This is a genomic window from Labrenzia sp. 5N, assembly GCF_012395805.1.
GTDB classification, from domain to species: domain Bacteria; phylum Pseudomonadota; class Alphaproteobacteria; order Rhizobiales; family Stappiaceae; genus Roseibium; species Roseibium algicola.
Genome location: NZ_JAAZTM010000020.1, coordinates 1,048,786 through 1,061,347 on the forward strand (window position 1 = coordinate 1,048,786; position 12,562 = coordinate 1,061,347).

A 12,562-nucleotide genomic window follows, 5' to 3' on the forward strand; every position below is an offset into this window, starting at 1 on the left:
TTTCACCAGTTTCAGGATGGAATCTCCACCCCAATCCCCTCCCCTTACTGGGGAGGGGTTTTGCGTGTCGAGGGACACGTTTCAAATCGCGGGATCCGCGTCATTTTCACGATGGCTCCGGCTTTCGCAGTTTAGATAAAAACTCCCTCCTCCTTGTGAGTGAAGGGTCAAGGGTGGGCTTCGTCCCCGTAGTGTTTCAAAACCGGTAGTGGCAGATCGCAGACATGACCGAGACCGTCAAACAAGCCAAAGTCGTTTTCCAACCCAGCGGGCGCCGTGGAACCTTTCCTGTCGGCACGCCCCTGCTCGACGCTGCCCGCTCGCTCGGTGTCTATGTGGAGTCGGTATGTGGCGGGCGCGGCATTTGCGGGCGCTGCCAAATTTCGATCTCGGAAGGCACTTTCGCCAAGGAAAACCTGACCAGCGCAGCTGAAAACCTGGAAGGTGCCACCGAAGCGGAAACCCGCTACGCGACCTTGCGCAAACTGCCCGCCGACCGGCGCCTTTCCTGTCAGGCAAAAATCCTGGGCGATCTGGTTATCGATGTCCCGACCGATGCCCAGACCAACCGTCAGGTTGTGCGCAAGCGCGCGGAAGCCCGCAACATCGAAGCCGACAGCCCGATCTCGCTGGTATCCGTCTCGATCGCCGAACCGGACATGGAAACGCCGCGCGGCGATATCGACCGGCTGCGAGAGGCGCTGATTGCCGAGACCGGCATTGCCGACCTCACGATCGACCCGGTGCTGCTGCCACGGGTCCAGACGATCCTGCGCAAGGGCAATTGGCAGGTAACTGCGGCAATCCACGAAGACAGAGGCGTGCTGCCGACACTCGTGGCGCTCTGGCCCGGAGAAAAACCTGCCGTCTACGGCCTTGCCGTCGACATTGGCTCCACCACCATCGCAGCCCACCTTTGCAATCTTCAGAACGGGCGCACAGTCTCGTCCGCAGGCACCTCCAACCCGCAGATCCGCTTTGGCGAGGATCTGATGTCGCGGGTGTCCTATGTCCAGATGAACCCGTCCAAGCTGCCGGATCTGACAAAGGCCGTGCGCGATGCCATCAACGCGCTGATCGGCAAACTGGTCGGCGATGTCGGCGCAGAACGCACGGATGTGCTTGATGCGACCTTTGTCGGTAACCCGGTCATGCATCATCTGTTCCTCGGTATCGATCCGGTGGAACTTGGCGGCGCTCCCTTCGCGCTCGCAGCCTCCGACGCCATGATTTTGAACGCGCGCGATCTGGATCTGGAACTGAACCCGGGAGCACGTGTCTACATGCTGCCCTGCATCGCCGGCCATGTGGGTGCCGATGCAGCTGCTGCAACGCTTGCAGAAAGCCCTTACAAGCTCGACGAGATAACGCTGCTTGTCGATGTCGGTACCAATGCGGAAATCGTGCTGGGTAACCGGAACCGGCTGTTGGCAGCGTCCTCTCCGACCGGCCCTGCGTTCGAAGGCGCCGAAATCTCGTCCGGCCAGCGCGCGGCACCAGGTGCAATCGAACGCATCCGCATCGACAAGGAAACGCTTGAGCCTCGCTTCAAGGTGATTGGTGTCGACGAATGGTCGGATGAAGAAGGCTTTGCCGAAAAGGTCGACACTGTCGGCGTTACCGGCATTTGCGGCTCCGGCATTATCGAGGCCGTTGCCGAGATGTATCTGGCGGGCCTCATCACGGAAGACGGTGTTATCGACGGCTCGATGGCGGAACGGACATCGCGCGTGAAATCCACCGGCCGGACCTTCTCCTATCTGATTGCAGACGACGGGGTCGAAATATCGATCCTGCAGACGGACATTCGCGCGATCCAGCTCGCCAAGGGTGCGCTTTATGCCGGTGTCAAACTTCTGCAGGACAAACTCGGCACCTATGATCTGGACCGCATTCGCCTTGCGGGGGCCTTCGGCAGCTACATCGACCCAAAGTACGCGATGATCCTTGGCCTTATTCCCGATTGCCCGCTGGAGGGTGTCTCCGGCGTCGGCAACGCTGCCGGGACAGGCGCCCGGATGGCTTTGCTCAACCGCGGCTACAGGCGCGAAATCGAGCAGACGGTGCGCGATATCGAAAAGATCGAGACAGCTCTGGAACCCAAGTTCCAGGAGCATTTCGTCAATGCAATGGCCTTGCCAAACAAGGTCGATCAATTCCCCCACCTTCGAGCTGCCGTCGAATTGCCGGTACGCAAGGAGGCTGACGCGGGGTCGGATGCAGCCGGCGGAGAGCGCAGGCGGAGACGCCGCCGGGGTTGACGGTGTCGTTCCTTCGGCTAGCAAGCATGAACGGGCGGCAGATTTGCACTGCCGCTACTGATCCCAGAAATACTGCTCACGCATACGCCGCCAGATCTTTTCTCCCACGAGGCAGTCATATGGCTCTTCGAAGGTGAATTGGGCCGGGATGACTTGTGGCTCGGGCGGCTTGACGCCTCCGATCTCGAGGATCAGCTTGCGACGAACGGCTTCGGGAAACTGTTCCCAGTCGTTCACCGGTATGACGAAGCTGGCGGGCCCGCCGATGACGCAGCGCTGATAATAGACGTCCAGGTCCGGAATGTTGAACTGGAAGCCCATGCCACCAGTAGTCATCAGCGGCAATCCATTGATCACCAGACCGGCCTCCACGGCGGCATCGCGTGCCTGAACCACAGGTGCTCCCTGGTTGTTGGGACCATCCCCTGAAATGTCGATCACGCGGCGGTCTGCCTTGAAAGGTGCATCGGCGAGGAGGGCCGAAGCATGCCAGATTGCGCCGGAAATCGAGGTTCGGCGCTGACCGTAGGTGCTGTCTGCCAGAACCTTGTCGGCGAACTCCTGGGCATCTTCCACGCCCTCGATCACCGACCACCCGACAATTTCGCGCGCATGGCTTTCGTTGGCCCATTCGAACATCATGAGAGCGATCCGGCCGTGAGCCCCGTACCCGATCGCCCGCACCACTTCCGGGCTGGCGATGGCGGCAGCATATCCGCGGCGCTGGATCTGGAGTTCTTCAGGCGACATGGAGCGGGAGACATCGACAGCAAGGACCAGAGCGACATCGACCTGTTCCTGCGCAAGCGCGGGACCGAGAGGTGCCAGCAGCAAGGCGACTGCACCTGCAAGTGAGCGGACTTCGGAAAGCCTCCACATGCCGAAAGGATAACCGAAACCGAAAGAACCGCCAGCGACTTGACGCATCGTCAGATAAACCATCTGTGATCGGCGGCAGCCACCAGCCGATCGGACACTTTCGCCGCCCTGCCCGCGTCGGCTATAACATCGGCAAAGCAAATCTTCAGGGAGCGTTCCATGTCTGAAACCGCCGCAAATGACGAGATCCAGAAACCGATGCTCGCAACGCTTCTTCATGAAGGCGTTTACCGGATCGTAATGCAGCGGCCGGAGCGGATGAACGCTCTTTCGAGCGAGATGATGACCGCTCTAGCCGGTGAACTTCGGAAGGCGGCCGAGGATCCTGCAGTGCGTGTTGTCCTGCTCGGTGCGGAAGGCAAGGTCTTCTGCGCTGGCCACGACCTGAAGGAACTAACCGCTGCGCGCGGTGAAGCGGACGGCGGGAAAGCCACCTACGAGCGGATCATGCGCCAGTGTTCGGACCTGATGCAGCAGATTGTGCGCCTGCCCAAGCCGGTGATCGCCGTGGTAACAGGTGTTGCGACCGCTGCCGGTTGCCAACTGGTTGCCTCCTGCGACCTTGCCATCGCTACCGACACGGCCACCTTCTGCACGCCAGGCGTCAATATCGGCCTCTTCTGCTCGACACCAATGGTTGCACTCTCGCGCAATGTTGCACCTAAACAGGCCATGGAGATGCTTCTGACCGGTGAAAGCATCGACGCATCCACCGCGAAGGATTTCGGCCTGATCAACCGCATCGTCCCGCGTGACTACCTGGAGCAGGTCGTCCAGAAATACGCGGAATCGATCGCCTCCAAGTCTGCCAAGACCGTGAAGATCGGCAAGGAAGCCTTTTACCGTCAGCTGGAAATGCCGTTGTCGGAAGCCTATGATTTCGCGGCACAAACCATGGTCGAGAACATGATGGCCCGGGATGCGGAAGAAGGCATCAACGCCTTTCTGCAAAAACGCAAACCAGAATGGACGGACAGCTGATCCGCCCTGCCGTTTGGAGGCAACAAGGATAAGACATGCCTGAAGCCGGTTATTCCGGACGTCCGCTGTCCGCAAAACTGGGGCTGAAACCGGGAATGATCTGCTGGCGTCACCGGATGCCGGAAGACATTTCCGCCTTGCTGCAGACACAGGCCCCTGGCGCGGTCATTCGTGCCGCGCCGGAACCGGGTGTTGAGTGCGCTCATGTGTTTGTCACCGAACGGGTTGAGCTGACTGGACTACTGGAAACCTTGCGGGTCCTGTTGGCCCCGGATGGCATGATCTGGGTTTCCTGGCCCAAGAAGGCCAGCAAGCTACCGACCGACGTCACCGAAGACACCATCCGCGAGCTTTGCCTGCCGATCGGGCTTGTGGACGTAAAGGTTTGTGCCGTTGACGGCATCTGGTCCGGTTTGAAACTGATGATCCGCAAGGAATTCAGGAAAGAACAGGCGGCAAAGCTGGCCTGAGTGTCGACTGTCAACTCACCGTATTACCACTGCAGTCCCATATCATTTCAGCGGCAGGAAAATATCGGTTTGCGCTTCATGCTCCGGAACATCCGGAAAGAAGCTGAGGCGTTGAACGAACAGCGGAAAGTCCCGCAGCTCCTCGCCACTTCGTGGCAGCCAGTCGCGATAAAGGGCGCGGATTGTTTCTTCAGCCAAGTCGAGTGGACCGGAATGCCTGATTACGGCGCAGCGTCCTGCAGGCAACGTTGCGGCTACCACGCCCTCCGCATTCTCTTTGAACTGTCCCGATACAGCGCAGCAAATGCCGAACCGGTATTCTTCAGGCAGCGCCGTTCTGGGATCGTCAAAGAGTATATTGAACGTCGCGCTTCTGGAGGGAGGGCTTGCATTTGCCTTGCGCCAGGCAATGAAGCGTCTGACGGATGCGGGCACCTCTTGCGGTGACCCGCGATGCTCAAGCAGGGCGACGGGTGTTTCAGGAAAATCGATGATCCGGACGGCCGAGACATCAAGGTGCTGATCCGACATGAACTGTCCTTTCAAATTCAGCAATGGGTCATAGGTTCTGTGCCAGACAGACCAGTCGGGCGTTGATCGGAAAGCCGACGGGCTTTGCCCAAAATCTCGTTTGAACGCACGTGAGAAGCTCTCGAGATTTTCGTAGCCCGCATCGTAGGCAATCTCAGTGACCGGCAGCTCCACCCTGAAAGCGAGCTGCTGTCCTGCGCGTTTCAGCTTCAGGAGCCGCCGGTATTCTGCAACTCCGAGGCCAAAGAAGGCCGAGAACTGGCGCTGAAAGTGAAACTTCGAATAGGCGGCCACCCCCGCAAGCGCAGGAACATCAAGCGGACCGTCCAGCGACCGGTCGATCGTTTCCAGCACCTTTTGGAACCGCTTTTTCAACTCACTCATAAAACGCCGTCTTCCGTATGCCTGTTTAGCCTCTCCCGTTTACCGGTGAGCCGCTTATCGCGCCTGACCGCCCCTGCGCAGTTTCACAATTCTTCGAGGCGGACCGGTCTGCGGCAGAAGGCCCCTTGCAGGCAGGTGTCATTTCGCATTGGATAGCGCGACAAATCTGAGGATCTCCATTCCATGAATCACGACACTTATCCGGACGCCTACATCAAGGGTATTCTCGACGAGGTGAAAACCGTCGCCATGATCGGCGCGAGTGCCAACAATGTCCGGCCGTCCTATTTCGTGCTGAAATACCTTTTGTCCAAGGGATACGAGGTCTGGCCCATCAATCCCGGTCAGGCAGGCAAGGAGATCCTGGGACAGAAGGTCTATTCCTCGCTCGACGAATTGCCTGCGGTTCCCGACATGATCGACATCTTTCGCAATTCCGAAGCGGCAGGCGTAATCGTCGACGACGTTATTGCCAGCGGCAAGTTGCCCAAGGTCATCTGGATGCAATTGACCGTGCGCCACGACGAAGCAGCAGCAAGAGCCGAAGCTGCCGGTATCAAGATGGTGATGAACCGCTGCCCCAAGATAGAGTATGGTCGGCTGTCAGGTGAAATCGGATGGGCAGGTGTCAACTCGCGCACGCTTTCCTCCAAGCGCCCTGCTCTGAAAGCAGGGTTTCAGCATCGCGGGCTTTCTGGGGAAAAAGACAGCTAATTTTCCCCATTGCATCAGCTTCGCACAATGCTCGCCGGATAGCTCGTTAGTCGAGATACCGCCGTCCGGAAGCCAACCGGATGCCATCAGTAGCGTGAGGCAGCATGACTCAGGACCCGACCCTGTTTACCGCATTTGAATGGGTTCTCATGGCTATGGCAGCTTTGGTTGCCTTGCTGCTGTTCGCATTCGTGCACAAGGCCGAACACGGATCCCCCTTCGCCCACCGTGACGAGACCTGGGCACGAGAGCAGGCCCAGTCCGGTGAGCGGGAACAGAAGGGCGGCTGAACCGAAATCAATGTATACACCCCCACTTCTACCCCTGCGTGTTTCTGCTATACTTCGGGACTTCAGGGATGGGGTTTTGATCTGCGTTTAGGCGAATTTGCGCCTTTAACGACAGATACATGGGGGCAATACTAATGATATTCGCGCTCGCGACTGTCGCGTTCGTCGTCTGTATCGCGGTACTGATTCATCTGCAGAAACCATCTGCAAACGGCCCGCGCGCAACCAGGCGCACGAAAGATGATACAACCGACAAAAGCTGACAATTTTAAGTTCAATTTATAAGAGCTTTCGCTCAATTTGCTCCGAATGCCGATGAATTTCTTTCCACTTTCTCCATAAGAGATCGTTAACCTTTTGCCTTGCATCCAAGTTTTCGAACCGGGAGGAAGGCCGCTGTGTTTGCAGTCTTCGGAGATACGACATTTCTGGCATGGAGCCTGCCACTGCTGGCGGCGGCACTGCTTTTTGGTGTCTATTTCGGTGTGAAGCTGGAGAACCGGAAGAACCCTTCCGACCAATAGGCAGACATGCCTCACCCTGGCAGGAGACAAAGGCCACCAATCCTGCCTAACGCTTTGACATACATAATTTCCTTTAGATCACAAAACCGCAAAATCGTTCTTTGACCTGCCCTGCTCCTTCGGTCAAACTGGCCGCCAATCCAACAGGGAGGTCTTTTAATGAGCGAAAATATTCCAGGTTTTTCCACTCTCGCGATTCACGCTGGCGCAGCGCCGGATCCTTCGACAGGCGCGCGGGCGACACCGATTTACCAGACGACCTCGTTCGTTTTCGACGATGTCGATCACGCCGCTTCCCTGTTCGGGCTGCAGGCCTTCGGCAACATTTACACACGCATCACCAATCCGACGACGGCTGTTCTGGAGGAGCGCGTTGCAGCGCTTGAAGGCGGTACCGCCGCACTTGCGACAGCTTCCGGTCATTCGGCTCAGCTTCTGTGCTTCCATACCTTGATGCAGCCCGGCGACAACATCGTGGCCGCAAACAAGCTCTATGGCGGCTCCATCAACCAGCTGAACCACTCCTTCAAGAGCTTCGGTTGGGGCGTGAAGTGGGCCGACCCTGCGGACATGTCGTCCTTCGAAGCGGCGATTGACGACCGCACGCGCGCGATCTTCATCGAGAGCCTGGCCAATCCCGGCGGAATCGTTGTCGACATCGAGGCGATTGCGGCAATTGCAAAGGCAAAGGGTGTGCCGCTGGTGGTCGATAACACCATGGCAACGCCATACCTGTGCCGGCCGATCGAACACGGTGCTGATATCGTTCTGCACTCGCTGACCAAATTCATGGGCGGTCACGGCAATTCCATGGGCGGCATCATCGTCGACGGCGGCAGCTTTGACTGGTCTGCCAGCGGCAACTATCCGCTGCTGTCCCAGCCCCGGCCGGAATACCAGGGTATCGTCCTGCACGAGACCTTCGGCAACTTCGCCTTTGCCATTGCCTGCCGTGTGCTTGGTCTGCGCGACCTCGGACCGGCCATCTCGCCCTTCAACGCTTTCATGATCCTGACCGGCATCGAAACCCTGCCGCTGCGCATGCAGCGTCACTCGGACAATGCCAAGAAAGTCGCGCTTCACCTCGCGGCCCACGACAAGGTCAAATGGGTGTCCTACGCAGCCCTGCCGGAAGACAAGCACCACGCCCTGCAACAGAAGTACATGCCAAAAGGCGCCGGTGCCGTGTTCACCTTCGGCGTTGAGGGCGGTTATGACACAGGCGTCGCCCTGGTGAGCAAGGTGGAACTGTTCTCACACCTGGCCAACATCGGTGACACGCGCAGTCTGATCATCCATCCCGCGTCCACCACACACCGGCAGCTTTCGGATGAACAGAAGACCGCGGCCGGTGCGGGCCCGGATGTGGTGCGTATTTCGGTCGGCCTGGAAGATGTCGATGACATCATCGCCGATCTCGATCAGGCTCTTTCCGGCTAAGAGGCACCAGCTGAACAAACGAAAAGCCCGCCAATCGGCGGGCTTTTTTGCCTGTACACTCGATCGGGCCCCGAGGCCGTAAGCGCAGCGGAAATTCTGGATCGGAGAGCCGCAGCGTTCGGAGCGAAGTGCTTCCACGCGGCTGCCCGTTTCCCCAACAGTTGAGATTTCCGGAGCCTAGCTGCGAATGGCGAAAGGCCCTTTCAGCATGGCCACATAGTCAACCGCAGCCGCCAGGACGATAACCGCGAAGCCCTGATGCACCAGAGCGATGGACAGCGGCACGTGCCACAGCAACGTCAGAATACCGAAGATCGCCTGCAGCAACAGGAAGCCCCCAACATGGGCGCCTGCCCGGCGCAGCTCCTTGCGGCGGCTCACGCGGAAGGTACTCCAGGCCAGCGCCACACCGGTGAACACCAGCACATAGGCCGTCATGCGATGCTGGAATTGAACCGTCATCACGTTTTCAAAGAAATTCAGCCAGATAGGCTGGATGGCAAGCATGCCGCGCGGAATGAACTGGCCATCCATGAGTGGCCATGTGTTGAAGGTCAATCCGGCGTTCAACCCGGCGACGAGACCTCCCAGGAACATCTGAACAAAGACAAGGAAAAGAACCAGTTTGCCCAGCCCTGCGAGCCGCTCCTGCTCCTGAATTTCGGGTTCGGGCAAGGGGCTCAGCCGCCGGGCAATCCAGAAAAGATAGGCAAAAATGAAAAGTGCGAGCGTCAGGTGTGTGGCCAGCCGGTACTGACTGACATCCACCCGATCCACCAGACCGGATGCCACCATCCACCAACCGACAAAGCCCTGCAAACCGCCAAGTGCCAGGCCGACAAGCAATCTCGGCTTCAGCCAGGGCTCTATCCTGCCGGTTGCCCAGAACGCCACCATGGGAACAAAAAACGCAACACCAATGAAGCGCCCCAGCAGCCGGTGCGCCCATTCCCACCAGAAGATGAACTTGAACTCGTCAAGGCTCATGCCTTTGTTGATGAGCTGATATTCCGGAATCTGGCGATATTTTTCCAGCTCCTCTTCCCACTCCGCTTCGCTGAGCGGGGGAATGACGCCGTGGATGGGTTTCCACTCGGTGATAGACAGACCGGATTCGGTCAGACGTGTCGCGCCGCCGACGACGACCATGGCCAGGATCAGCGCACAAACGAAGTAGAGCCACCATCGGATCAGGGCCCTGTTCTGTCGCAATCTCTGCAATTTGGCCGGAAGCATCTGTTCGTTCTTCACACCTTCTGCAATCGCAATCATGAGCCGCTTCCGGAAATTCTTATCGTGAGTTTGACCTTTGGCTTGCGGAGATATAGGTGCAGGAGCAAGACGGCAAGCGGTCCGGGACGTTTTGCGGCAAAAGGTCCCTCATCGCGCGGATTCACACACGGTCAACGGACACGCCCGACAATGGTTCCCTCGTTTCGCAAGTTTATCGGCATGGTGCTGCTGGTTGTTTTTGTGGTGGTCTACGCCCTCACCGCGATGGTGATCGGCGACCTGACATTGCAGCAGTCCTCGAACCTGGTCCGCTTCATCTACTTCGGCATCGCAGGTCTGGCCTGGGTTATCCCGGCAGGCGCGATTATCTGGTGGATGGAAAGAGGCGGGAAAAGCCGGACCTGACACCAAACCCGTTGGCAGCCCACCGGGCAACCCGGTAAAGCGCAAAGGGCGCCCCCGTCAGGTACTGGTCGACGACAGCCGGGTCTTGAAACCGTCCGTTCAGGGAGACGCGTGGCAGCATCATCGGGTCGCGCGCGTTCACGGATTGAAGCACACCGGGAAGCGTCGTCACAGACGAGGCAAAACCGATCTCCCGCAAGATATCCGCATCGCGCGGTGTAACCGCGTGTGATTTTCCATACGGATAGGCAAAGTGCTTCGGCCTGCGGCCGAGTTCTTTCTCCAGCCGCTCAAGGCCCCTGGTCACGTCTTCACAGGCGGCATCTGCGTTCAACCGCGCCATGGCAAAATGATCGTGGGTGTGGGCACCAATGGTAACCAGCGGATCGCCAGCCAGTTGGCGGGTCTCGTCCCACGTCATCATCTGCGCATCCGCCAGGGCTTTCAGGTCGACGCCGTATCTTTCAGCAAGTGCCCGGATGATCTTTCGCTGATCTCCTTCGCCGACCTCCAGTGTCAGATGATCGACGATCTTTTCGAAACACGCGTTTTTTTCTGCAAGTGTTCTGCACGGGATGCCGGCTGAATTGCCTGCCGCTGTGAAGACCACTTCATCGTTGTCTGCGATGATCTTCTCAAGGGCCAGCCACCACAGTTCGCTGGTCCGGTCGATCAGCCCGGTTGTGACGAACACGGTGAAAGGAGCTTCCAGTTCCTTCAATATCGGGTAGGCGACAGACAGATTGTCCCGGTACCCGTCATCGAAGGTCAGAACTGCATAACGGCGGTGCCCGTAACCGGACTTGAGCAGGTCGACGGCTTCATCCATCGATATGATTTCATAGCCATTTGCCCTAATCCGCTCGACCGCGAGCTTCAGAAATTCGGGCGTGATTTCCAGGTGACGGTTCGGCTGGAAAGCATCGGAGCGGGCCGACCGGACATGGTGCATCATAAACACGGCACCACAGCCCTGGGTAAACGGTGCCAGCATACGGCCAAGCCCCGTTCCCTTAAGTACACTGAATGCGCGTGTTACCGTCTTGTGCCGCATGCCCATGTGGCCGAAATGCCCACCTTGCTAGAATGTGCCAGTTAGGCACGGTTTCTTTAACAATTATTGCTAAATCTATCGAGACTTAGCTTGATCTGCCAGCGCGACGTCCTGTCTTTCCTTCATGTTCGTTCAAAATGGTTTATCCGATTTTCAATAACCGTTTCAGCCTGTCTTTCACGCGCCCTGGTGCGAGGTGAGCACTGTGTCCTCAACAGACCTTGAATTGTCTATATTCACGAGGCTTAGCGAAGCACAGGCTGACTGGCAACAACTAAAGGATGTGCTGCACAGTAATCCATACCAGTCTCCTGGCTGGCTTTGCAGCTGGTTCGAGACAGTCGGCCAGAGCCTGAATTGCACGCCGGTGATCGTTGTCGGACGGTGTCGCGGTCAGGCGGTTTTTCTGCTGCCACTGCAACTTGAACGGTCTGCTGGAATCTCTGCGCTGACGTTTCTCGGCCACCAGAACGGCAACCAGAATACGGGCCTTTGGCACGCCGATTTTTACCGAGGTGCCACGGCAGACGAGATGAAAAGCCACCTGTCTGCCGTCTGCAAACAGGTCGGTGCTGATCTCCTCAAGCTTGAAAACGTTCCGGAGACCTGGCTAGGGCGAGACCATCCGCTGGTATTCAAAGGAGCGACATCAAGCCCAAGTCCTGTTTTCGCCCGCGCTCTGCCCTCCGATTTCGGACAGTTGTTCAACGACACACACAGCAAGTCCTCACGCAAGAACCTGCTTCGCAAGGAACGACATCTTCAGGCAGCCGGGAATTACACGATTGCCAAAGCCACCTCCCCTGTCGACAGACAACGTGGCTTCGATGCCTTTCTTGAACAACGTTCGGTCAGGGCAAGGGAAGCGGGCATTCCGAATGTTTTTTCGGCGCCCCCAGCGAAGACGTTCCTGTCCAGCGTGGTTGGACTGGATGCAACGGGCAGCGCGCAAGATCACGGCGCTCATCCCCTGGATCTCTGGTACCTGGAAGCGGGAGACCGGATCAGGGCCACCTATCTGTGCGCCCAGCATGGCAAGACGCTTTATGCCTACAGCAACAGCGTTGCTCATGACGACATGCTGCCCAACAGTCCAGGGCTGGTCCTGATCAAGGAAATCATCGAACGGGCGTGCGGTGATCCGACCATCGACACATTGGACCTCGGCCTTGGCGAGGAACGCTACAAGACCACGTGGGCGGAACCAGTGCCTTTGAAGGACAGCCTTTTGGCGATGACCTGGAAAGGGGCTCTCCGCATGCGTCTGGAAGCCGCTAGGCTAAAAGCCAAAACCCACGTCCGCAATTCATCGGTCCTGTGGCCGCTGATCCGGCATTTGCGCAAGATGAAAGCTGGTTTTTCCGGCAACAGTTAGACAGTTGGCGACCAACTGTCG

Annotated in this window: 13 protein-coding genes; 9 read left to right on the forward strand and 4 right to left on the reverse strand. The window is 58.1% G+C overall.

Features of this window, described 5'->3' with window-relative positions; translation table 11 throughout:
* The first annotated feature begins 224 nt into the window (after window positions 1–224).
* Window positions 225–2,261, forward strand: a complete 2,037-nt coding sequence (locus HEP89_RS25255) for an ASKHA domain-containing protein (RefSeq protein WP_168693313.1) — start codon at window positions 225–227, stop codon at window positions 2,259–2,261.
* Window positions 2,262–2,315: 54 nt separating this feature from the next.
* On the opposite strand, the gene HEP89_RS25260 is transcribed toward HEP89_RS25255, so the two are convergent.
* On the reverse strand, window positions 2,316–3,188 hold the full coding sequence (locus tag HEP89_RS25260) for a DUF1194 domain-containing protein (protein WP_228148047.1): 873 nt from the start codon (window positions 3,186–3,188) through the stop codon (window positions 2,316–2,318).
* 111 nt (window positions 3,189–3,299) lie between these two features.
* On the opposite strand from HEP89_RS25260, the gene HEP89_RS25265 reads away from it, so the two are divergent.
* Window positions 3,300–4,121, forward strand: coding sequence for an enoyl-CoA hydratase (locus HEP89_RS25265; protein WP_152506998.1), 822 nt, complete (start codon window positions 3,300–3,302; stop codon window positions 4,119–4,121).
* 35 nt (window positions 4,122–4,156) lie between these two features.
* Window positions 4,157–4,591, forward strand: coding sequence for a DUF3052 family protein (locus tag HEP89_RS25270; protein WP_168693314.1), 435 nt, complete (start codon window positions 4,157–4,159; stop codon window positions 4,589–4,591).
* A gap of 42 nt (window positions 4,592–4,633) precedes the next feature.
* Here HEP89_RS25270 and HEP89_RS25275 read toward each other — a convergent pair whose 3' ends face one another.
* Window positions 4,634–5,506 carry an AraC family transcriptional regulator gene (locus HEP89_RS25275; protein ID WP_168693315.1) on the reverse strand — a complete coding sequence of 291 codons (873 nt, stop codon included), beginning with the start codon at window positions 5,504–5,506 and terminating at the stop codon, window positions 4,634–4,636.
* Window positions 5,507–5,689: 183 nt separating this feature from the next.
* Between HEP89_RS25275 and HEP89_RS25280 the strand changes: the two genes are divergently transcribed.
* From HEP89_RS25280 to HEP89_RS25290, 4 genes are all read left to right on the forward strand, one after another.
* The gene (locus HEP89_RS25280; protein ID WP_055653510.1) at window positions 5,690–6,220 is read left to right on the forward strand and encodes a CoA-binding protein; all 531 of its coding nucleotides are present in this window, start codon (window positions 5,690–5,692) and stop codon (window positions 6,218–6,220) included.
* A gap of 104 nt (window positions 6,221–6,324) precedes the next feature.
* A complete protein-coding gene (locus tag HEP89_RS25285; RefSeq protein ID WP_023003853.1) occupies window positions 6,325–6,510 on the forward strand; it encodes a hypothetical protein in 186 nt (61 codons plus the stop codon).
* Between the two features lie 398 nt (window positions 6,511–6,908).
* Window positions 6,909–7,034: a hypothetical protein gene (locus tag HEP89_RS29935; protein ID WP_267480501.1), complete on the forward strand. Its 126-nt coding sequence runs from the start codon at window positions 6,909–6,911 to the stop codon at window positions 7,032–7,034.
* 159 nt (window positions 7,035–7,193) lie between these two features.
* Window positions 7,194–8,474, forward strand: coding sequence for an O-acetylhomoserine aminocarboxypropyltransferase (locus HEP89_RS25290; protein WP_023003850.1), 1,281 nt, complete (start codon window positions 7,194–7,196; stop codon window positions 8,472–8,474).
* Window positions 8,475–8,651: 177 nt separating this feature from the next.
* Here HEP89_RS25290 and HEP89_RS25295 read toward each other — a convergent pair whose 3' ends face one another.
* Window positions 8,652–9,746 (reverse strand): COX15/CtaA family protein, encoded by a 1,095-nt coding sequence (locus HEP89_RS25295; protein ID WP_075281493.1) that lies wholly within the window; start codon window positions 9,744–9,746, stop codon window positions 8,652–8,654.
* A 150-nt stretch (window positions 9,747–9,896) separates the two neighbouring features.
* Between HEP89_RS25295 and HEP89_RS25300 the strand changes: the two genes are divergently transcribed.
* A complete protein-coding gene (locus HEP89_RS25300) occupies window positions 9,897–10,112 on the forward strand; it encodes a DUF2842 domain-containing protein (RefSeq protein WP_023003848.1) in 216 nt (71 codons plus the stop codon).
* On the opposite strand, the gene HEP89_RS25305 is transcribed toward HEP89_RS25300, so the two are convergent.
* Window positions 10,072–11,166: a polysaccharide deacetylase family protein gene (locus HEP89_RS25305; RefSeq protein ID WP_208992144.1), complete on the reverse strand. Its 1,095-nt coding sequence runs from the start codon at window positions 11,164–11,166 to the stop codon at window positions 10,072–10,074. The genes HEP89_RS25300 and HEP89_RS25305 overlap by 41 nt on opposite strands.
* A gap of 226 nt (window positions 11,167–11,392) precedes the next feature.
* Between HEP89_RS25305 and HEP89_RS25310 the strand changes: the two genes are divergently transcribed.
* On the forward strand, window positions 11,393–12,541 hold the full coding sequence (locus tag HEP89_RS25310) for a GNAT family N-acetyltransferase (protein ID WP_168693316.1): 1,149 nt from the start codon (window positions 11,393–11,395) through the stop codon (window positions 12,539–12,541).
* Window positions 12,542–12,562: the final 21 nt, after the last annotated feature.

What these genes read in the sequence shown, in the direction of transcription:
- HEP89_RS25270 (WP_168693314.1), top strand. Translation starts at nt 4,157, where the DNA reads ATGCCTGAAGCCGGTTATTCCGGACGTCCGCTGTCCGCAAAACTGGGG.
- HEP89_RS25305 (WP_208992144.1), bottom strand. Translation starts at nt 11,166, where the DNA reads ATGCGGCACAAGACGGTAACACGCGCATTCAGTGTACTTAAGGGAACG.
- HEP89_RS25265 (WP_152506998.1), top strand. Translation starts at nt 3,300, where the DNA reads ATGTCTGAAACCGCCGCAAATGACGAGATCCAGAAACCGATGCTCGCA.
- HEP89_RS25290 (WP_023003850.1), top strand. Translation starts at nt 7,194, where the DNA reads ATGAGCGAAAATATTCCAGGTTTTTCCACTCTCGCGATTCACGCTGGC.
- HEP89_RS25285 (WP_023003853.1), top strand. Translation starts at nt 6,325, where the DNA reads ATGACTCAGGACCCGACCCTGTTTACCGCATTTGAATGGGTTCTCATG.
- HEP89_RS25295 (WP_075281493.1), bottom strand. Translation starts at nt 9,746, where the DNA reads ATGATTGCGATTGCAGAAGGTGTGAAGAACGAACAGATGCTTCCGGCC.
- HEP89_RS25260 (WP_228148047.1), bottom strand. Translation starts at nt 3,188, where the DNA reads ATGCGTCAAGTCGCTGGCGGTTCTTTCGGTTTCGGTTATCCTTTCGGC.
- HEP89_RS25255 (WP_168693313.1), top strand. Translation starts at nt 225, where the DNA reads ATGACCGAGACCGTCAAACAAGCCAAAGTCGTTTTCCAACCCAGCGGG.
- HEP89_RS25275 (WP_168693315.1), bottom strand. Translation starts at nt 5,506, where the DNA reads ATGAGTGAGTTGAAAAAGCGGTTCCAAAAGGTGCTGGAAACGATCGAC.
- HEP89_RS25280 (WP_055653510.1), top strand. Translation starts at nt 5,690, where the DNA reads ATGAATCACGACACTTATCCGGACGCCTACATCAAGGGTATTCTCGAC.
- HEP89_RS25300 (WP_023003848.1), top strand. Translation starts at nt 9,897, where the DNA reads ATGGTTCCCTCGTTTCGCAAGTTTATCGGCATGGTGCTGCTGGTTGTT.